At 72.5% G+C, this 18,459-nt stretch carries 19 protein-coding genes; 10 read left to right on the top strand and 9 right to left on the bottom strand.

Going from position 1 to position 18,459, the window contains the following annotated elements:
* Window positions 1-55: 55 nt before the first annotated feature.
* Entirely contained in the window at window positions 56-823 is a 768-nt protein-coding gene (hisF, locus tag AB0B97_RS31340) for an imidazole glycerol phosphate synthase subunit HisF (RefSeq protein ID WP_357498803.1), read from the top strand.
* Between the two features lie 25 nt (window positions 824-848).
* On the top strand, window positions 849-1,055 hold the full coding sequence (locus tag AB0B97_RS31335) for a DUF397 domain-containing protein (RefSeq protein WP_357498801.1): 207 nt from the start codon (window positions 849-851) through the stop codon (window positions 1,053-1,055).
* Between the two features lie 332 nt (window positions 1,056-1,387).
* On the opposite strand, the gene AB0B97_RS31330 is transcribed toward AB0B97_RS31335, so the two are convergent.
* Window positions 1,388-1,636 (bottom strand): hypothetical protein, encoded by a 249-nt coding sequence (locus tag AB0B97_RS31330; RefSeq protein WP_357498799.1) that lies wholly within the window; start codon window positions 1,634-1,636, stop codon window positions 1,388-1,390.
* Between the two features lie 164 nt (window positions 1,637-1,800).
* On the opposite strand from AB0B97_RS31330, the gene AB0B97_RS31325 reads away from it, so the two are divergent.
* The 3 genes from AB0B97_RS31325 to AB0B97_RS31315 are packed head-to-tail and all read left to right on the top strand — an operon-like array spanning window position 1,801 to window position 3,457.
* Window positions 1,801-2,094, top strand: coding sequence for a helix-turn-helix transcriptional regulator (locus AB0B97_RS31325; RefSeq protein ID WP_357498797.1), 294 nt, complete (start codon window positions 1,801-1,803; stop codon window positions 2,092-2,094).
* Window positions 2,094-2,903 carry an XRE family transcriptional regulator gene (locus tag AB0B97_RS31320; RefSeq protein WP_357498795.1) on the top strand — a complete coding sequence of 270 codons (810 nt, stop codon included), beginning with the start codon at window positions 2,094-2,096 and terminating at the stop codon, window positions 2,901-2,903. The genes AB0B97_RS31325 and AB0B97_RS31320 overlap by 1 nt, the downstream gene beginning before the upstream one ends.
* 11 nt (window positions 2,904-2,914) lie before the next feature.
* Window positions 2,915-3,457: a GNAT family N-acetyltransferase gene (locus AB0B97_RS31315; protein WP_357498793.1), complete on the top strand. Its 543-nt coding sequence runs from the start codon at window positions 2,915-2,917 to the stop codon at window positions 3,455-3,457.
* Between the two features lie 38 nt (window positions 3,458-3,495).
* Here the strand turns inward: AB0B97_RS31315 and AB0B97_RS31310 are convergent, their stop codons facing one another.
* Window positions 3,496-3,957, bottom strand: coding sequence for a hypothetical protein (locus AB0B97_RS31310; protein ID WP_357498792.1), 462 nt, complete (start codon window positions 3,955-3,957; stop codon window positions 3,496-3,498).
* Between the two features lie 102 nt (window positions 3,958-4,059).
* Window positions 4,060-4,743, bottom strand: a complete 684-nt coding sequence (locus AB0B97_RS31305; protein ID WP_357498791.1) for a hypothetical protein — start codon at window positions 4,741-4,743, stop codon at window positions 4,060-4,062.
* Between the two features lie 59 nt (window positions 4,744-4,802).
* Here AB0B97_RS31305 and AB0B97_RS31300 point away from each other — a divergent pair, with 59 nt between their 5' ends.
* On the top strand, window positions 4,803-6,260 hold the full coding sequence (locus AB0B97_RS31300; protein WP_357498790.1) for a PLP-dependent aminotransferase family protein: 1,458 nt from the start codon (window positions 4,803-4,805) through the stop codon (window positions 6,258-6,260).
* Between the two features lie 84 nt (window positions 6,261-6,344).
* Window positions 6,345-7,649, top strand: a complete 1,305-nt coding sequence (locus tag AB0B97_RS31295) for a low temperature requirement protein A (protein ID WP_357498788.1) — start codon at window positions 6,345-6,347, stop codon at window positions 7,647-7,649.
* A 45-nt stretch (window positions 7,650-7,694) separates the two neighbouring features.
* On the opposite strand, the gene AB0B97_RS31290 is transcribed toward AB0B97_RS31295, so the two are convergent.
* From AB0B97_RS31290 to AB0B97_RS31280, 3 genes are all read right to left on the bottom strand, one after another.
* The gene (locus AB0B97_RS31290) at window positions 7,695-9,521 is read right to left on the bottom strand and encodes a long-chain fatty acid--CoA ligase (protein ID WP_234588016.1); all 1,827 of its coding nucleotides are present in this window, start codon (window positions 9,519-9,521) and stop codon (window positions 7,695-7,697) included.
* A gap of 138 nt (window positions 9,522-9,659) precedes the next feature.
* The gene (locus tag AB0B97_RS31285; RefSeq protein WP_357498786.1) at window positions 9,660-10,610 is read right to left on the bottom strand and encodes a terpene synthase; all 951 of its coding nucleotides are present in this window, start codon (window positions 10,608-10,610) and stop codon (window positions 9,660-9,662) included.
* Between the two features lie 128 nt (window positions 10,611-10,738).
* A complete protein-coding gene (locus AB0B97_RS31280) occupies window positions 10,739-11,368 on the bottom strand; it encodes a TIGR03085 family metal-binding protein (protein ID WP_234588014.1) in 630 nt (209 codons plus the stop codon).
* Between the two features lie 170 nt (window positions 11,369-11,538).
* Here AB0B97_RS31280 and AB0B97_RS31275 point away from each other — a divergent pair, with 170 nt between their 5' ends.
* The 3 genes from AB0B97_RS31275 (at window position 11,539) to AB0B97_RS31265 (ending at window position 16,099) form a co-directional block, all read left to right on the top strand.
* Window positions 11,539-13,422, top strand: coding sequence for an ABC transporter ATP-binding protein (locus AB0B97_RS31275; RefSeq protein WP_357498783.1), 1,884 nt, complete (start codon window positions 11,539-11,541; stop codon window positions 13,420-13,422).
* 67 nt (window positions 13,423-13,489) lie between these two features.
* Window positions 13,490-15,265, top strand: a complete 1,776-nt coding sequence (locus AB0B97_RS31270; RefSeq protein WP_357498847.1) for an ABC transporter ATP-binding protein — start codon at window positions 13,490-13,492, stop codon at window positions 15,263-15,265.
* An 84-nt stretch (window positions 15,266-15,349) separates the two neighbouring features.
* Window positions 15,350-16,099: a DUF2470 domain-containing protein gene (locus AB0B97_RS31265; protein WP_357498781.1), complete on the top strand. Its 750-nt coding sequence runs from the start codon at window positions 15,350-15,352 to the stop codon at window positions 16,097-16,099.
* Between the two features lie 37 nt (window positions 16,100-16,136).
* Here AB0B97_RS31265 and AB0B97_RS31260 read toward each other — a convergent pair whose 3' ends face one another.
* The 3 genes from AB0B97_RS31260 to AB0B97_RS31250 all read right to left on the bottom strand — a co-directional run bounded on the left by AB0B97_RS31260 (window position 16,137) and on the right by AB0B97_RS31250 (window position 18,310).
* Window positions 16,137-16,733: a TetR family transcriptional regulator gene (locus AB0B97_RS31260; protein ID WP_234588007.1), complete on the bottom strand. Its 597-nt coding sequence runs from the start codon at window positions 16,731-16,733 to the stop codon at window positions 16,137-16,139.
* Window positions 16,734-16,817: 84 nt separating this feature from the next.
* On the bottom strand, window positions 16,818-17,573 hold the full coding sequence (locus AB0B97_RS31255; RefSeq protein ID WP_357498779.1) for an ABC transporter permease: 756 nt from the start codon (window positions 17,571-17,573) through the stop codon (window positions 16,818-16,820).
* Complete coding sequence (locus AB0B97_RS31250; RefSeq protein ID WP_357498777.1) at window positions 17,570-18,310, bottom strand: ABC transporter ATP-binding protein; 741 nt, start codon at window positions 18,308-18,310, stop codon at window positions 17,570-17,572. The genes AB0B97_RS31255 and AB0B97_RS31250 overlap by 4 nt, the downstream gene beginning before the upstream one ends.
* Window positions 18,311-18,459: the final 149 nt, after the last annotated feature.

Below are 18,459 nucleotides of genomic sequence, written 5' to 3'. Positions count from 1 at the left end.
CGGTCGGCCCGGTCGGGTCGGCCGCCGTGCCACGCGCGGAAGATAGGGTGACGGCATGACGGTGGCGGTACGCGTGATCCCCTGCCTCGACGTGGACGCCGGGCGCGTGGTCAAGGGGGTCAACTTCGTCGACCTGCGGGACGCCGGCGACCCGGTGGAGCTGGCCGCCGCGTACGACCGGGCCGGCGCCGACGAGCTGACCTTCCTCGACGTCACCGCCTCCTCCAGCGACCGGGGGACGATGCTCGACGTGGTGCGCCGCACCGCCGAGACGGTCTTCATCCCGCTGACGGTCGGGGGCGGGGTCCGGCAGGTCGGCGACGTCGACACGCTGCTGCGCGCCGGCGCGGACAAGGTCGGCGTGAACACCGCCGCCATCGCGCGGCCGGAGCTGATCGCCGAGATCGCCGACCGGTTCGGCCGGCAGGTGCTCGTGCTCTCCCTCGACGTACGCCGCGCCCCGGCCGGCGGCACGCCCAGCGGGTTCGAGGTCACCACCCACGGTGGCCGGCGCGGCACCGGCATCGACGCGGTGCGTTGGGCGCGGCAGGTGGCCGAGCTGGGCGCGGGGGAGATCCTGCTCAACTCGATGGACGCCGACGGCACCAAGGCGGGCTTCGACCTGGAGCTGATCAGCGCGGTCCGGGCCGTGGTGGACGTGCCGGTCGTCGCCAGCGGTGGGGCCGGCGAGGTGGCCCACTTCCCACCGGCTATCGGGGCCGGCGCTGACGCGGTGCTCGCCGCCAGCGTCTTCCACTTCGGCGAGCTGACGGTGGGCGAGGTCAAGGACGCCCTGCGGCGCAGCGGCCACCCCGTGCGCTAGCGGGCCCGTAGCGAAGGAGGACCACGTGAAGCGCGACTTCCTGACCACCTCCACCTGGCGCAAGAGCAGCCGTAGCCTGAACGAAAATGCGCAGTGCGTCGAAGTCGCTCTGGCGTCGCACGCGGTCGGCATCCGTGACTCCACGGACCGGTGCGGCCCGTCGCTGGTCGTGACCGTGGCGGCGTGGACGGCATTCATCGACGGGGTCAAGCACGCCAGCCCGCGGCCCTGATCCGCGCAACTCGAACACCGATGCCGCTGATCCGCTCTGGCTGCCCGCCGTGTCGATGTGCTGTTGAGCGGTATACCTCAGAGGTATCAATATGACTCTCAGGTATACCGCTCACCACCGCATCCGCCCCCACGGCGGTGACCGAGGGCCACCGCCGACCGCCGGCGACGGCGGACCCAGATGGTACGCGTCGTGTGCGACCAAGTCTGCGAATGCTCCCGCCCATGCCCAGCACCGCGCGCGGGTGCCGCAGACCGGGCATCGTCCGTGTCGCGGCTCGTGCTCGGCCAGAATCCGCCACCAGCGGGCCAGTTGCTCGGCGGTGGGTGCACTCACCGGGCTCCACTCATGTTCGCGCGGATCGCCGCGACCGAAATCCGTGCGTCGAAGCACCAGCCGCCCGCACCGTCCGGTACGAGGCCAGCACAGGTGTGCCCACGCAGCCGCACCATGCCGCCGACCGGCTGGTGGTCTACCACCACCGTCCACACCAGTTCGTCGCGGTTGGTGGGGTTGGGGGCGATCTCCCATGCCAGCAGGTGCAGCAGGGTGCCCACTGGCACGTGAAGGCTGTCGGTCATGGTCGGCTCCGGGGGCAGGGGGTGACATCACTCAAAACGGCAGCGAGTTTCCGAGGCAAGTTGCTGTCCCAGGTGGGCTGACACGTCGAGCGTGGCCGATAAGCTGCCCGTACGGCAGGCGTGCGCGTTGTGCACACGCTCCTGCACCACGCTGGGAGCCGGCCATGGACGCTTTCGGGAAGCTGCTCCGGCAGCATCGGGAGAACGCCGGACTGTCCCTGCGGCAGCTCGGTGCGACCATCCATTTCCAGTACAGCCACATCTCCCAGGTGGAGCGCGGTGAACGCCGCCCCACCGAAGCGCTGGCCACGGCCTGCGACCGGGCACTGGATGCCGACGGGGCGCTCGTCGATGCGTACCGGAGCGAGCGGGCCGGTGCCACCGACCTGCACCGACGTACCATGTTGCGGGCCATGACGGCCCTGGCGGCTACTACCGGCAACCCCGTCCCGCGTTGATGGCCCACCTGAGTGCCGACCTGACGGTGCTGCAGCACCAGATCGCGGCCGACCCGGGCGCGCGTCGTCCTGGTCTCCTGCGAGTTGCCGCGCGCCTGTCCGTCATCGTCGCGTTGAGCCTTGTCGCCTCGGGCCAGATCGTGCTGGGCCGGCGCTGGTGGCAGACCGCCCATCGGATCGCCGACCAGTCCGAGGACTCCGATACCCGGGTGTTGGTGCGGGCGTGGGATGTGGTCAACGGTTGCTACGACGGACGTGCGCCGTCGGCGGTCGTCGCCCTGTCCGACGACGTGCTGCCGCTGCTGGGTCGACAGGCCACGTCCGCGGTGTGCGGACTGCTCGCCGGCCGGGCCCAGGCACTCTCGTTGGCCGGACGGCATGCGGAGGCGGTGGCGACGGTGCGGCAACTCGTCGACGTCGCTCAGCGGTTACCAGCCGCAGTCGTGACCGATGTGGAGTCGCTGTGGGGATGGCCGGAGCATCGGATTCACCACACTGAATCGTGGGTGTACACCCACGCCGGCCGGCTGGGCGACGCCGAGGTCGCGCAGGAGCTGGCCCTCGGCCTGTATCCGGCCTCGCAGACCCGGCTACGTGCGCAGGTGCAACTGCATCAGGCTGCCCGCCTGATCCGTGGCGGGCACATTCCCGACGGATTGCGGTGTGCCGCCGACACCCTCGACGCGCTGCCGGCCCACCTGCACAACCACTCGCTGCGGTCCGTGGCCGCACAGGTCGCGGATGCGGTACCCACAGTGGAACGATCGCGGCCCGCGTTCACTGATCTCGCCGACCGGATGCGGACCTAGGCTCCGCTGCCATGCCCGTGACGTACATCGTGCATGACGCCGAATCGGCCACGGACGTCCTACCGGCGCTCGTAGGTCTCTACGCGGTCGTCTACGCGGAGCCACCGTACGTCGAGGGACCGGAAGAGGTGGCTGCGTTCGCCGCCGCCCTGCCCGACGAGACGAGGCGTACCGGCTTCACCCTCGTCGTCGCCGACGACGCGGGCGACCTGGCCGGTGCGGCGTACGGGTGGACGATGGCCGCCGGCCGGTGGTGGACGCGTGCCGACATCGAGCCTCCCGCCGATCTTCGGGCTGCCGAAAAGTTCGCGGTCATGGAGTGGATCGTGCGTCCCGACCGGCGCGGCGAGGGCATCGGCGCGGAACTCATCCGCCGGCTCCTGGACGGGCGGCCCGAACGGTGGGCGACGCTCGCGTCCAACCCGGCGGCACCCGCCCGTGCCATCTACCAGCGCGCGGGATGGCAGCAGGTCGGTGGGTCGGCCCTGCCAGACGGCACACCCATGCACCTGCTCGTCCTGCCGTTACCCGCTGTGCCGGTCCGGCGTCGCTGACCCCCGGCCGCATCCGCCGTGCCGCGCGACGATAGAGGTCAGTGGCCGCCGGAGTGGCCCTCGGGTGACCGGCGGGGGGTGGGGATCGAGCGGACCGCGTACTCCTGCACGGCCGCCGCGTGGTCGGCCTCCTCCAGGATCCAGTCGGCGCGGCCCGGCGCGTGCCGGCGGCTCAGCACTCCCTGCACCGTGTCCACCATCGTGGCGACGCCGGCCCGGGGGCGGCTGCGCCAGAGCTGCTCACCCTCGGTGGTGATGCGGAACCAGCCGTCGGCGACGGTCACCAGGCCCGCGCCGACCAGCCGCTGGACCGCGGCCTCCACCTCGTGTCGCTGGGGAATCGCCTGGTTCAGGTGGTCGGCGGTGGACAGCACGTCGGTCAGGCGTACGCCCTCCGGCCGTCGACTGGTCGCGGACCGTCGGTGTCGCCCGGCCCCGCTCGCGATCACCAACGACACGAATATCCAGGCGTCGCTCCAGCGCCAACCGTTCTCCCCCATGCAGAGATGATGACGGCGAGCGTCCCGGAAGGGAACACCCACCCTCCAACGAGCCCGCTCGCACCATCGCGGAGTGCCGGCCCGTGAACGGTAGGTGAGCGCTCAGCCGGCCGGGGCGGGAGCGGCGCCCGGCGGGTCACCCGCGGTGGCGCCCGGCCGGTCGCCAGCGGTCGCGTCCAGCGCGGGCACCGCGACGAGCGGGATGAAGAACTGCGCGAGTGGGCCGATGGCCAGCGCGTACGCGATGGTGCCCGGGCCTACCGTGCCGCCGAGCAGCCAGCCCAGCGCGAGCACGGTGACCTCGATGACCGTGCGCACCAGGCGGATCGAGCGCCCGGGCCGGCGGGCGACGAAGCCGGTCATCAGCCCGTCGCGTGGACCCGGACCCAACTGGGCGCCGAGGTAGAGCGCGGTGGCCGCGCCGTTGGCGACGATCCCGGTGACGAGCAGAGCGATCCGGACGCCGAGGGGGCCACCGGTGGGCAGCAGGGCCAGGGACGCGTCCACCACCAGGCCGATCACCACCACGTTGCTGACGGTGCCGAGGCCGGGTCGCTGGCGCAGCGGGATCCACAGCAGCAGCACCAGGGCGCCGACACCGATGGTGACCGTGCCGAAGGAGAGCCCGGTCAGCTTGGACAGCCCCTGGTGGAAGACGTCCCACGGGTCGAGGCCCAGGTCGGAGCGGATCATCAGGGCCATGCTGACCCCGTAGAGGACGAGCCCGGCGTAGAGCTGGCTGAGCCGTCGCACCGGCCGCTGCCGCAGATTGCCAATCAGTGCCATGCATGCCACCCTAGGGGCCAATCCTCCCGGCTGAAGAAGCCAATATCCGAGGAGTGGCCATGACAGCTCAGGTGCGAGGCGTCCAATTGGCCCGGTTGCTGGGGCAGTGGCACGCCCTGCCGGGCCGTCGTCGCAGTCCCGACTACGCCGCCCTGGCCGGCGCGGTGCGCGGCCTGCTCGCCGACGCCCGGCTCCCGTTGGGCGTGCGCCTCCCGGCCGAACGCGAGCTGGCCGAGGCGCTGCGGATCAGCCGCACCACTGTCACCGCCGCCTACCGGGAGCTGCGCGAGACCGGCCACCTGGCCAGCCGCCGGGGCGCCGGCAGCTGGACGATGCTGCCCGGCAACCACCGGGTCGCCAGCACCGGGCTGTGGACCCCGCTGGACGACCGGGAGATGATCGACCTCGGCGTCGCCGCGCTGGCGGCCCCGCCGCAGCTGCTCGCCGCCGCGCGGGCCGCCGCCGAGGATCTGCCCCGCTACCTGGGCGGGGCCGGCTACCACCCGACCGGGATCGGCGAGCTGCGCGAGGCGGTGGCCGCCGGCTACACCGCGCGGGGGCTGCCCACCTCGGCCGACCAGATCATGGTCACCAGTGGCACCCAGCACGCCCTGGACCTGGTGCTGCGCCTCGCCCTGGCACCCGGCGGAAGTGTGCTCGTCGAATCCCCGACCTATCCCAACGCGCTCGCCGCGCTGGCCAGCCGCCGGGCCCGGATCACGACGCACGGGCTGTCCGCCGACTCCGGTGGTTGGGAGCCCGACCTGCTGCTGGGCAGCCTGCGGCAGACCCGGCCCAAGCTGGCCTACCTGATTCCGGAGTTCCAGAACCCGACCGGGCACCTGATGCCGTCCGCGCTGCGCGAGCAGGTGGTCGCCGCGGCCCACGCCGTCGGCACCGACCTGATCGTCGACGAGTCCTTCGTGGACCTGCCGCTGGACGGCACCGAGCTGCCCCCGCCCACGGCCACGTTCGACAGGCACTCCCGGGTGGTGAGCATCGGGGGGATGAGCAAGCCGTACTGGGGTGGCCTGCGCATCGGCTGGGTACGCGCCTCCGCGCCGCAGGTGCAGCGGCTGGCGGCCGTCCGGGTCGGCGTGGACATGTCCAGCCCGGTGCTCGACCAGTTGGTAGCGGTGCACCTGCTCAACGACGCGGCGGCCATCGTCGCCGACCGCCGGGCCCAGCTCACCGCCCAGCGCGACGCGTTGCTGGCCGCGCTGGCCCACCGACTTCCGGACTGGCGGGTGACCGTGCCACGCGGCGGCGTCACCCTCTGGGCCGAGCTGGACGGCCCGGTCTCCAGCGCGCTCGCCCGCGCCGCCGAGGAGGTCGGCGTCCGGCTCGCGCCCGGCCCCCGGTTCGGTCTGGACGGCACCCTGGAACGCTTCCTGCGGCTGCCGTTCACCCTGCCGGCCGCCGACCTGGTGGAGGCCGTGGAGCGGATCGCCACGGTCCGCTACGACCTGGACCGGACCGGCCGGCAGCGATGGCGGGAGCCATCAGTCATCGCCTGAGCCCCGCACGGCAGAGCGCGCGCCGCCAGTGCCCGTCTGCGCAGAACGCGTCTTCGACCCGGCCGCGACTGCCACAATCCCCTGGTGGGCGAGGGCGGGCGGACACGCGGGGTGCAACGGAGCGCACCCGGCTCCCGGGCCACCCGCCTCGAACTCTTCTACGACCTGATCTTCGTCTTCGCCTTCCTGAACGTCACCACAGCCACCGCCGCCGACCGGACCGTCCGCGGCCTGGTCCAGTGCCTGGTGGTGCTGGCGCTGCTCTGGTGGTGCTGGTCGGGCTTCGCCGTACTGGGCAACCTGATCCGCACCGACCAGGGCATCGTCCCGCTGGTCGGATTCGTCACCATGGCCGCCGCCTTCGTGCTCGCGCTGAGCCTGCCGAAGGCGTTCGTCGACCGTCCCGGCGGGCTGTACGGCCCGCTGGTCTTCGCGGCCGGCTACTTCCTGGTCCGGGTCGGCGAGACGTCCATCTTCCTGTGGCTCGGCCGTCGGAACCGGGACGTGCGTCGACGCTGGCGGATGCTTGCCCTGCCAGTGGTGCTCGCCACGTCGCTCATCGTCGTGGCCGCCCTGGTGCCGCAGCGGCTCTTCGACGGCGCCGCCGAGGGGGTGTTCCGGCTGGCGCTCTGGCTCACCGCCCTGGCCGTCGAGTACGGGGCCGGGCTGGCGTTGCGCGGCACCGGGTGGACGGTGCTCTCCGCCGGGCACTGGGCGGAGCGGCACGGCCAGATCGTCCTGGTCGCCCTCGGCGAGGCGATCATCGCGCTCGGGCTCGCCCCCGGTGGCACCGCCGCCCTGCCGCTCACCTGGCCGGTGCTGATCGCCGCGGTGCTCGGCGTCGCGGTGGCCGCGTCGCTGTGGTGGGCGTACTTCGACACGTTGGCACTCGGCATGGAACAGGCCCTGCACCGCACCCGCGACCCGGACGCCCGCGCCGCCATGGCCCGGGACGCCTACACCTACCTGCACCTGCCGGTCATCATCGGCGTCATCCTGTTCGCGCTCGGCCTCAAGGGGCTCATCCACGAGGGAGCCGCCCCCCACACGCCGAGCTGGGGTGTTCCGCTGCCGGGGTTCGACCTGTTGGCGCTCTACGGCGGGGTCGCGCTCTACCTGCTCGCGCTCATCGTGCTGGGCCGGTGGCTGCTCGCCGCCCCGCGTTGGCCCACGATCGGCGGCATCGTGCTGTTGCTCGTGCTGGTGCCGGTGGCCGGCGCGCTGCCCGAGCTGTTCGCGCTGGCCCTGTTGGCCCTCGCCGCCGCGCTGGCGGTGGGCGCCCAGACGGTCGTCGACACCCGACGCCGGCGCAGGGTCCGGCAGGTGGCACTGGAGGAGCAGCTCGCCGTGGAGGAGGAGCAGACGAGGTGGCGGGGCCAACACCTGTGAGGGCCCCGCGCCGGCGGGAAGCCGGGCACGGGACCCTCGGTCGGCTCAGAGCTCGGCGAGCGTGCCCGCGTACATCTTGTCGATCTCGGCGGCGAAGTTGCTCTCCACGCCACGCCGCTTGATCTTCAACGACGGGGTGATCTCACCGTCCTCGATCGTCAGGTCGCGCGGCAGGATCGCCACCTTCTTGATCGTCTCCCAGCGGTTGAGCTTGGCGTTGAGCTGGGCGACGTACTCCTCGACCATCGCCTGCGCCTCCGGCGAGGCGACGATCTCGGTGTAGTCGCGGCCCTCCAGCGGGCCGCCGGCCACCCAGCCCCGGATCGCGTCCGGGTCCAGCGTGACGAGCATCGTGCAGAAGTTGCGGGCCTGACCGACCACCACCGCCTGCGAGGTGTACGGGCAGATCGCCTTGAACATCCCCTCGATGTGCGACGGCGCTATGTACTTGCCGCCCGAGGTCTTGACCAGGTCCTTCTTGCGGTCGGTGATCCGCAGGTAGCCCTGCTCGTCCAGGCTGCCGATGTCACCCGTGCGGAAGAAGCCGTCCTCGGTGAACGCGGCGGCGGTCTCCTCCGGCAGGTTGTGGTAGCCGCGCATCACGGGCCGACCACGGACCAGGATCTCGCCGTCGGTGTCGATCCGGCACTCCAGGTCGCCCATCGCCTGCCCGACCGTGCCGATCCGCAGCCCGGAGGGCGGGTTCACGAAGTTGCCGGCGCTGGTCTCGGTGAGGCCGTAGCCCTCGGAGATCGGCAGGTTGGCGGCGGCGAAGAAGGTGGCGATCTCGGGGCTCAGCGGAGCGGCGCCGGAGACCAGCACCCGCATCCTTCCGCCCAGGCGGGCCTGGAGCTTGCTGAACACCAGCTTCTCGGCCAGCCCGTAGCGCAGCTTCAACCCGGCCGGCACCGGCTTGCCGGCCTGCTCCAGAGCGACCTTCTCCTTGCCGACCTGGACACCCCAGGCGAAGATCTTCGCCTTCGCGCCGCCGGCGCCCTGGGCCGTGGTGACCGCCTTGTTGTAGACCTTCTCGAAGACCCGGGGAGCGCCGCACATGAGCGTCGGCCGGATCACCCCGAGCAGGTCGACAAGCTTGTCCACCCGGCCGTCGACGTAGGTGGGCAGGCCGACGTGGATCGCGCCGCACAGCAGCGTCTTGCCGAACGAGTGGGCCAGCGGCAGCCACAGGTACTGCAGGTCGTCGTCGCGCAGCAGGCCCACCTCGGCCTGCGCCACGGCCTCCCAGCACCAGCCGCCGTGCAGCAGCTCGACACCCTTGGGCTGGCCCGTGGTGCCGGAGGTGTAGATCAGCGTGGCCAGGTGGTCCGGGCCGATGCCGGCCACCAGCATGTCGATCAGATCGGGCTCGGCGGCCAGCGCGCGGGTGCCCTGTTCCTCCAGGGCGGCCAGGGTGAGCTGGGGAACCGCGGCGCTCGGGTCCGGGGTGCCGTCGAAGAGCACCACGTGGGTCAGCGCCGGCAGGTCCGCTCCGGCGATCTTGGCGGCCTGCGCCGGGTTCTCCGCGAAGAGCACCCGCGAGGCGGAGTCAGCGATGATGTATGTCGCGTCCGCCGGCTCGGTGGTCGGGTAGACGGTGGTGGTCGCCCCGCCGGCGCACATGATGCCGAGGTCGGCGACCACCCAGTCCAGCCGGGTGTTGGCGAGGATGGCGACGGGATTCTCCTGGCCGACGCCGAGCGCGTGCAGGCCGGCGGCGACGGCCTTGGCGCGCTGGCCGACCTGCTCCCAGGTCAGCCAGTCGGGGCCCGAGTCGTCAGGGGTCGGGGACGCGAACGCGTGTCGGTCGGGGGTGGCCGCCACGCGCTTGAGGAACATGTCCGGGATGGAACGGTACGGTACATCGAGAGCCATCGCTGTAGCCGCCTTCGGGGGTGGTGGCGTGACGGTCGTCACGTCATAGTGGTTACCGAAGAGTATTGCCTGGCACCGGGCATCGGCTAGTGCTGGTGATCGGCCGGCCTCCCCGTCGGCCGGCCGACCCACCCCTGATCAGGCGTACCGGGCAGCCACGAGTGACCAGTCGTAGGTTGCCCGGACCCAGTTGCGCCGCGCCGCCAACGGCGAATTCAAGGCCTCGACGCCGCTGGCCAACAACGTCTCCTCCGCCTCCAGGTACGCCGTCAACCCCCGGTTGAAACGGTCCGCGGCCGCCCGCAACGCGTCCGCCTCGTCCAGGCCGCCCTCCTGCGCGATGACCGTCACCAGATTGTGCGCGTCCGGGTCGGCCTGGCTCTCCTTGCCGTACGAGAAGAGGTCGTTGCACCAGCAGACGAGATCCACCGCCAGCAGGTCCAGTGCGCTCAGTGCCGGATCGGCACGCCGGGCCGGCCCGGGCGGCTGCTCCGACGCCAGGTCGGTGAGGGTGAGACAGGGGTGTACGCCGCCGGTGTGCCGACGCAGTTGGACGTACTCCGTCAGCCCCGGCACCCGCCGGCGTTCCCGGTTGGTGGCCTCCCACAGCAGCGCCAGCAGATACTGGCGCAGCTGACTGACGAACCGCAGCAGCATCGGCGCCCGGCCCTCGGCCCGGGTGCGCCGGCACAGGTCGTGCAGCGCGGCGCCCAGCGGGCCGGCGTCCGGCGGCGGTTCCGCGAGCGGGTCGCCGCACCGGTCCAGCACGTCGAGCAGCGCGGCGATGACCGGCGCCAGCCGGCCCGGGTCGGCCCCGAGGCCGTCCTCGTCGCAGGTGTCGTCCATGACGAACAGCCAGGAGATCAGGTCGGTGAGGAGCCGCAGCCCCTGCGCCGGCCCTTCCGGGCAGGCCCTTCCGGCCAGGCCGGCGGCGTCTGCCCGTTGTAGTCGATGAATCTGATGACCGGAATTGACCAGACCGAGAGCGCGCGCCCACTCGACGCTCTCGCTGGCTGCCCGATCCCTGTACTTGTGGCGCCCCGCCGTGAAGGAGGGTTCCCGTAGCGCCGTGATCGCGAAACTTCGCATCGTGTGCCCCCACATCGTGCCGCCCCGGCGCGGAACGGCGCGCTGAAGCGTACGGGAGGAGGTATCGGCGCGCATCGCTGGGACTGAGGCGGCTACCCGCAGTCCTGTGACCGATTAAGCGCAGTAAGTCACATGCCCAGGCTGGCGTTGCGGAGCTGTTGCGCGGACGTCGCCGAACCGTCCAGTTGAACCCGCGCCACCCGCTGGCGCCCGGAGAGGAACAGGGTCAGTTCGGCCGGGGCGCCCACCAACCGCAGCCGCTCGCCACCACGACCGACGGAGACCTCGCCGTGACCGGGCGCCTGCACGTAGAGGTCCGCCGGGAAGCGGCGCAGCGACAGCCGGGCGAGCGGGGCGACCCGCTTCCACAGGGTGGCCTGCAGACCGTGGGACAGGTCGCGCGGCTGCCACCCCGGGACGGCCCGCCGCACGTCCTCGTGGTGGATGAAGAACTCCACCGTGTTGACCAGCTCGTCGGTGAGCGGGTTGCTGATCGGGCTCCACACCGGCGGCCGGCGCACCTGCGCTACCAGCTCGGGGTAGGGCCCGGCCGCGAGTCGTCGGCGGACCCGTTCGGCGTGCCCCCGCAGCGGCGGCAGCAGGATCCCGCCGGCCGCGTCCGGACGGCGCTCGCGCAACACGAGGTGCGCGGCGAGGTCGCGGGTCGCCCAGCCCTCGTTGATCGTCGGCGCGTCGGGCCCGAGGGCCAGGAAGAGATCGGCCAGCGCCTCGCGCTCGGCTCGGGCGTACCGGGACATGGCCCGATCGTAGGCCCGCGGACCCGCCGCCGCGCGCCGGCAGCCGCCGATCGCACCCCCGGGCCCGGACGTCCGGTACGTGACGGTCGACATATCCCGTCCGGGTCGGCGGTGCCGGCTCGCAGCGGTAAGGATGAGGGAGATAATTGTGGCTTACGGCGGGGGAGAGCGTGGCGAGCAGGACAAGTCGGGACGTGCTCGGCAGGGGACTGGGGGTTCTGCGGCAGGCGATCCGGGAGCAGCCGCGGATCTTCGCGGTTGCCGTGATCGGCAGTGTGCTGTTCGGCTCGATGGTCATCGTCAGCGCGTACGTGGTGGGCGCGGTGGTCGGTGACGTGGTGGTGCCGGCCATCGCGCGGGGCGAGGTGGGCGTCGGCACCCTGGCGCTGGCCGCGGTCGCCCTGTTCGGGATCAGCGTGCTGCGGGTGGTGGGCATCTTCGGTCGCCGGCTCGGCGCCGGTTACATGCAGTACCGGCTCCAGGCCGCCTACCGCCGCCGGGTCACCCGCCGCTACCTGGACCTGCCGCTGTCGTGGCACCACCGCAACGCCACCGGCACGCTGCTGTCCAACGCCAACTCCGACGTGGAGGCGGCCTGGTATCCGATCGCGCCGCTGCCCTTCGCGGTGGGCACGCTGGTGATGCTCGTCGGCGCGATCGTCTCGCTGTTCGCCACCGACTGGGCCCTCGCCCTGGTCGGCCTCGCGGTCTTTCCCGCGCTGTTCGCGCTCAACGTCGTCTACTCGCGCCGGATGGCGCCCCGGCAGGCCCGGGCGCAGCGGTTGCGCGCCGAGGTCAGTGGCATCGCGCACGAGAGCTTCGACGGCGCGTTGGTGGTCAAGACGATGGGCCGCGAGGCGCAGGAGACGGCCCGGTTCGCCGGTCGCGCCGGCGAGCTGCGCGACGCGTTGATCGCGGTCGGCCGGCTGCGGGGTGTCTTCGACCCGCTGCTGGAGACGCTGCCCAGCCTCGGCACCCTCGCGGTGCTGGTGGTCGGGGCGTTCCGCCTGCGCCAGGGCGCGATAAGCGTCACCGAGCTGGTCAGCGTCGCGTTCCTCTTCACCGTGCTGGCCTTCCCGGTGCGGGCCATCGGCTGGGTGCTGGCCGAGCTGCCGCGCAGCGTCGCCGGCTGGGACCGCGTGCGCCGGGTGCTCGACGCCACCGGCGAGATGCCGTACGGGCAGAAGGTGCTCGACCCGGCCACCCCGGGGCCGGCCACGCTCACGTTCACCGACGTGCACTTCTCCTACCCGCCGGCCGAGGCGCACGAGCCCGGCGCGCAGGTGCTCGGCGAGGTCGGCTTCACCGTTCCGGCTGGCCGCACTGTCGCGCTGGTCGGGCCGACCGGCGCCGGGAAGTCCACCATCGCGTCGCTTGCCGTACGCCTGGTCGACCCGGACTCCGGCGTCGTCGAGCTGGACGGCGTGGACGTGCGCGACCTGACCGCCGCGTCGCTGGCCGGCACCGTCGCGCTGGTCGCGCAGGTGCCGTTCGTCTTCGATGACACCGTGCGGGCCAACGTCGCCCTGGACCGGGCGGGCATCGACGACGAGGCCGTCTGGGCGGCGCTGCGCCTGGCCGAGGCGGACGGGTTCGTCGCCGCGCTGCCGGAGGGACTGGACACGATGGTCGGCGAGCGGGGCACCTCGCTCTCCGGCGGCCAGCGGCAGCGGCTCACGCTGGCCCGCGCGCTGGCCGGGCGGCCACGCCTGCTGGTGCTCGACGACGCGACGAGCGCCGTGGACCCCCGCGTGGAGGCGGCCATCCTCGCCGGTCTGCGGGCGTCGGCGGGTGAGCCGGGAGTGCCGGCCGCGTCGATCCTGGTGGTGGCGTACCGCCGGGCGACCATCGCCCTCGCCGACGAGGTCGTCTACACCGAGCAGGGCCGGGTGATCGCCCGGGGCACACACACCGAGCTGCTGGCCACCGTTCCCGGGTACGTGGACCTGGTCACCGCGTACGAGCAGGCGGAGGTCGACCGCGCGCAGGAGCGCGCGTACGACGACGAGGTGGCGCAGCTGCCGTCGGGCCTGGAGATCGAGGTGGACCGGTGAGCGCGAGGAGTGCAGCGCAGCGGAGCCCCGCAGTCGCGAACGAAAGGCGAGCCCGGTGAGTACGACGGTGACGAACGACGAGCGGGACGCGCGGACGGAGACCACCTGGCAGACCCTGCGGCGGGGGCTGGCGCTCTCCCCGGAGCTGCGCACCGGCCTGGCCGCCACCCTGGGCCTGGCCCTGGTCTACATGGTGGGCCGGGTGGCCGTTCCGGTCGCGGTGCAGCAGGGCATCGACCGTGGCATCGTCGGTGGTCTGGATCTCGACGTGGTCTGGTCGGTGGTGGCGGTCACCGCGGCGATCCTCGTGGTGACCACTGCCTGCGGCTACCTGATGATGCGCCGGCTGTTCACGGTCAGCGAGACGGCGTTGGCGAACGTCCGGACGCGGGCGTTCCGGCACGTGCACGACCTGTCGATGCTGCACCAGCAGTCGGAGCGGCGTGGGTCGCTGGTCTCGCGGGTGACGAGCGATGTCGACCAGATCACCCAGTTCCTCCAGTGGGGTGGGGTGATCCTGCTGGTCAACCTGGGTCAGCTGGTGGTGACGACTGCCGTCATGCTGGCGTACTCCTGGCAGCTGACCCTTGTGGTGCTTGTGGCGTTCCTGCCGGCGGTGCTCGTCATCCGTCAGTTGCAGCGTCGCCTCGGCGCGGCGTACGCGACGGTGCGTCAGCGCACCGGCACGCTGCTGGGCGCGATCGGTGAGAGCGTCGTGGGTGCGCCGGTGATCCGGGCGTACGGCATCGCGGGGCGTACCGCGCGCCGCTTGGACGAGGCCATCGACAACCAGCGCCTGGCGCAGCAGCGGGCGATCCGGATCAGCATCGTGGGCAGTTCGGTGGGCGAACTGGCGGCCGGTCTGGCCCTGGCGGGCGTGGTGGTGCTCGGGGTGACGTTGGGGGTGGACGGCACGTTGTCGATCGGCCAGCTGACCGCCTTCCTGTTCCTGGTGACGCTGTTCATCCAGCCGGTGCAGATCGCCACCGAGGTGCTCAACGAGGCGCAGAACGCCATCGCGGGCTGGCGGCGGGTGCTGGACGTGCTCGACGTGGCCCCGGACGTGGCGGACCCGGGGGAGCAGGGACGGGACCTGCCGGCCGGCCCGCTGGACATCCGGTTCGCCGGGGTGCGGTTCGCCTATCCGGGTGGCCCGCCGGTGCTGCACGACATCGACCTGGAGATCCCGGCGAAGAGCCGGGTGGCGGTGGTCGGCGAGACGGGCAGCGGCAAGACGACCTTCGCGAAGCTGCTCACCCGCCTGATGGACCCGTCGGCCGGAGCGGTGCTGCTGTCCGGGGTGCCGCTGGCGCAGGTGCGGTTCGACTCGCTGCGTTCCCGGGTAGTGATGGTGCCGCAGGACGGGTTCCTGTTCGACGCGACGGTGGGGGACAATGTCCGGTTCGCCCGGCCGGAGCTGACCGACGAGCAGCTCGGCGCCGCGTTCACGGAGTTGGGCCTGGCGGACTGGTTGGTCGGTCTGCCCGCCGGCCTGGACACCCCCGTCGGGGAGCGTGGCGAGGCGTTGAGCGTCGGGGAGCGGCAGCTCGTCGCGCTGGCCCGGGCGTACGTGGCCGATCCGGACCTGCTGGTGCTGGACGAGGCGACAAGCGCGGTGGATCCGGCGACCGAGGTGCGGCTGCAACGCACCCTGGACGCCGTCACGCGGGGTCGTACGACGCTCGCCATCGCGCACCGGCTCTCCACCGCCCAGGCTGCCGACGAAGTGATCGTGGTGGACCGGGGTCGCATCGTGCAGCGGGGCCCGCACGACGAGCTGGTGCACGACGCCGACTCGGTCTACGGCCTGCTGTACGCCTCCTGGTTGGAGCAGACCCGGTAACGAAGCGCCGGGCTGCTGGACGCCGTGGAACGGGTGCTCTACGCTCCGGGTTAGGTAAGCCTAACCTCTTAAGGAGGTCGCGCCATGCGGCCCAGCCCCGCCGAGATCGTTCGTACCCTCGTCGCCGGTCGGCTGCCCGGTCTCGTCCACCTGGCCCGCCGGCCGGGCCCGCACCACGCCCGGCACGTGACCGATCCCGACGGCCGGGTGCTGCTGCTGGTGCCGGTGGCCAGCCACCTGGGCGCCGCGTTGCAGCCGGTGGCCGGAGGCGCCGACGTCGCAGTGGTCCTGGACGTCCTCGACCTGCCACCCGCCGCCGGCGCCCCCGGGCTCGGGCGGGCCTGGGTCTCCGGCTGGGCCGCCGAACTGCACGACGAGGAGGCACGCCGCGCCGCGCTCGACTTCGCCGCGGTCGAGCCGACCGGCGACCTGCTCGACGTGGGCGTCCGGTTCCGGCTGTTCCGCTTCGAGGTGGCCGAGGTGCGGTGGGAGCGGGCCGGCGTCGTGCACCGGATCGACCCGGGGGAGTACGCCGAGGCCGAGCCGGACCCGGTGCACCCGTTCGAGGCGCTGCTGCTGGCCGATCTCGCCGAGCGCGACGCCGAGCAGGTGACCGATTACCTGCGCCGGCAACTCGGGTTGACCGGGCAGACCCCGGACGGACCGCCGCGCGTGGTGCGCGTCGACAGGTACGGCTTGGTGGTGGCCCTCGGGCGCCCCGGCGCACGGCGGCGCGTCCGGCTGGCGTTCCCGTGCCCCTTGGCCGATCCCGACGAGCTGAGCCGCCTCCTGCCGCCGCTGCGTCGCCCGGCCGACGCCCGCCCACCGGGCTGACCCGGTCCAGCCCGTCCGGAGCTTCCGGCCGGGGGTCCTAGGTCGGCAGCTCTCCGGTGACGTACCGCTGGATGGTGGGGCCGATGGCGGCGACCAGGGTTTCCGGGTCGGCGGACGCCACCGGCTCCATGCGCACCACGTGCCGGATCATCGCCAACCCGATCAGCTGGGTGGCGACCAGCGAGCCGCGCAGCGGCAGTTCGGCCGGGTCGACATCGAGCTGGTCGAGCACCCGGCGCAGCACCTGCGTGGTGATGAACTCCCGCAGCAGCCGCGCGGTCCACTCGTTGCTCACCGCCGAGCGCAGCAGCGCCACCCCGGCGCTGCCGGCCGGGGAGTCCCAGATGCTCAGGAACGTCCGCACCAGGCGCTCGCCGACGCCCTCCCGGTCGCCCGCGAGCACCCTCGGCACCATCTGGCCGGGGTCTACGGGGAAGTTCATCGCGGCCAGGAAGAGCTGGTCCTTGCTGCCGAAGTAGTGGTGCACCAGCGCCGGGTCCACCCCGGCGGTGGCGGCGATGCCGCGGATCGAGGCGGCGTCGAAGCCGCGCTCGGCGAACGCCGCGCGCGCCGCATCGAGGATCGCCTCCCGGGTATCCGGGTTGCCGGGTCGCCGGCCGGTCCGCCGCGTCATCGCCGCCCTTCGTTCGTCAGCTGACGCCGTCGGTCGCCCCGACGGCTGGCGGCAACCCGCGGGGCGCGGGTCGCCGCCGGCCGGTCAGCCGGTGCGCCGGCGCAGGGTCGCCGCCGCGAGCACCAGCGCCAGCACCACCGCGCCGAACACCACGCCCACGTCCCGCCACATCGTGCCGGTCGGCTCGGCGTTGGCGCCGACCTCCTGCAAGGCCTCGATGGCGTACGACAGGGGGAAGGCGTCACTGAGCGCCTGGAGCCAGCCGGCCATCTGGTCGCGGGCCACGAACAGCCCACAGAGCAGGAGCTGGGGGATCACCACGACCGGCAGAAACTGTACTGCCTGGAACTCGGTGCGGGCGAAGGCGCTGCACAGCAGGCCGAGGGCGACGCCGAGCACCGCGTCGAGCACCGCGATCCCGATCACCAGACCGCTGCTGCCGACGGTCCGCAGGTCGAAGATCCAGTAGGCGACACCGGCGGCGACCGCGGCCTGCACGGCGGCGGCCAGCCCGAACGCGATGCCGTACCCGAAGAGCAGGTCGAGCTTGCCCAGCGGGGTGGTGAGCAGCCGTTCCAGGGTGCCGGAGGTGCGTTCGCGCAGCATCGCGATGCTGGTGACCAGGAACATGATCACGAAGGGGAAGATGCCCAGCATCACCAGCGCGATCCGGTCGAAAGTCGAGGGCTGCCCCGGCGGGGTCGGCTGGTCGACGTACATGAAGTAGACCAGGGTGAGCAGGACGGTCGGCACCAGCACGAGCAGCGCGATCGTGCGCCTGTCGTGCCGGAGCTGACGCAGGATGCGGCCGGTGGTGGCCGCCAGGATCCGCGGGTTCACGATGCCTCCCGTCCGGCCGGGGCGTCCCCCGCGCCGGCCCTGATCAGTCGCAGGAACGCCTCGTCGAGGTCGTCCACGCCGGCGGCGGCGCGGATCGCGGCCGGGCTGTCGTCGGCGATCAGCCGACCCTGGCGGATCAGCAGCAGCCGGTCGCAGCGGGCCGCCTCGTCCATCACGTGGCTGGACACCAGCAGGGTGGTGCCGGCGGCGGCCATGGCGTGGAACCGCGCCCACAGGTCGGCCCGCAGCACCGGGTCCTGACCGACTGTGGGTTCGTCGAGGATGACCAGCTCCGGGTCGCCGACCAGGGCGCAGGCCAGCGAGGCGCGGCTGCGCTGACCACCGGAGAGGGTGGCGACCAGCTGGCCGGCCGCCTCGGCCAGCCCGACGGCACTGACCGCCTCGTCGGCCTCGGCACGACCCCGGCCGTAGAGGGCCGCGAAGTAGCGGGCGTTCTCCCGGACGGTCAGGTCGGCGTAGACGCTCGGTGCCTGCGTGAGGTAGCCCACCCGGTCGCGCAACGCCGGGGTGCCCGCCGGCTGGCCCAGCACGGTGACCGTGCCCGCGCTGACCAACTGCACGCCGACCACCGCGCGCATGAACGTGGTCTTGCCGCTGCCGCTGGGGCCCAGCAGACCGGTGACGGCGCCGCGCGGAACGGCGCAGCTGATGCCGTCCAGCACCCGCCGCCCGCCCCGGTCGACCACCAGGTCGCGGACGGTTATCGCGTCGTCCATCACGCACCTCCGAAAAACTCATCGTCTGTTGAACTCAACGCTAGATGAGATAACTCCGTCCGCGCAACGGCCCGCGTTCGAGACGACGCCCGCCGTCGCGCCCAGCATCACAACGGGCAGTAGGCTTCGGACCGGACAGCAGGTCCGGC

It is taken from the genome of Micromonospora sp. NPDC049004 (assembly GCF_040649315.1).
In the GTDB taxonomy this organism is placed as follows: Bacteria; Actinomycetota; Actinomycetes; order Mycobacteriales; family Micromonosporaceae; genus Micromonospora.
This window is presented reverse-complemented; position numbering and strand designations above follow the sequence as displayed.

Excerpts from the sequence above, each read along its gene's own strand:
- AB0B97_RS31310 (WP_357498792.1), bottom strand. The coding sequence starts at position 3,957 with ATGGGGGAGAACGGTTGGCGCTGGAGCGACGCCTGGATATTCGTGTCG.
- AB0B97_RS31325 (WP_357498797.1), top strand. The coding sequence starts at position 1,801 with ATGGACGCTTTCGGGAAGCTGCTCCGGCAGCATCGGGAGAACGCCGGA.
- AB0B97_RS31300 (WP_357498790.1), top strand. The coding sequence starts at position 4,803 with ATGACAGCTCAGGTGCGAGGCGTCCAATTGGCCCGGTTGCTGGGGCAG.
- AB0B97_RS31265 (WP_357498781.1), top strand. The coding sequence starts at position 15,350 with ATGCGGCCCAGCCCCGCCGAGATCGTTCGTACCCTCGTCGCCGGTCGG.
- AB0B97_RS31330 (WP_357498799.1), bottom strand. The coding sequence starts at position 1,636 with ATGACCGACAGCCTTCACGTGCCAGTGGGCACCCTGCTGCACCTGCTG.
- AB0B97_RS31305 (WP_357498791.1), bottom strand. The coding sequence starts at position 4,743 with ATGGCACTGATTGGCAATCTGCGGCAGCGGCCGGTGCGACGGCTCAGC.
- AB0B97_RS31290 (WP_234588016.1), bottom strand. The coding sequence starts at position 9,521 with ATGGCTCTCGATGTACCGTACCGTTCCATCCCGGACATGTTCCTCAAG.
- AB0B97_RS31285 (WP_357498786.1), bottom strand. The coding sequence starts at position 10,610 with ATGCGAAGTTTCGCGATCACGGCGCTACGGGAACCCTCCTTCACGGCG.
- AB0B97_RS31250 (WP_357498777.1), bottom strand. The coding sequence starts at position 18,310 with ATGGACGACGCGATAACCGTCCGCGACCTGGTGGTCGACCGGGGCGGG.
- AB0B97_RS31260 (WP_234588007.1), bottom strand. The coding sequence starts at position 16,733 with ATGACGCGGCGGACCGGCCGGCGACCCGGCAACCCGGATACCCGGGAG.
- hisF (WP_357498803.1), top strand. The coding sequence starts at position 56 with ATGACGGTGGCGGTACGCGTGATCCCCTGCCTCGACGTGGACGCCGGG.
- AB0B97_RS31315 (WP_357498793.1), top strand. The coding sequence starts at position 2,915 with ATGCCCGTGACGTACATCGTGCATGACGCCGAATCGGCCACGGACGTC.
- AB0B97_RS31320 (WP_357498795.1), top strand. The coding sequence starts at position 2,094 with ATGGCCCACCTGAGTGCCGACCTGACGGTGCTGCAGCACCAGATCGCG.
- AB0B97_RS31280 (WP_234588014.1), bottom strand. The coding sequence starts at position 11,368 with ATGTCCCGGTACGCCCGAGCCGAGCGCGAGGCGCTGGCCGATCTCTTC.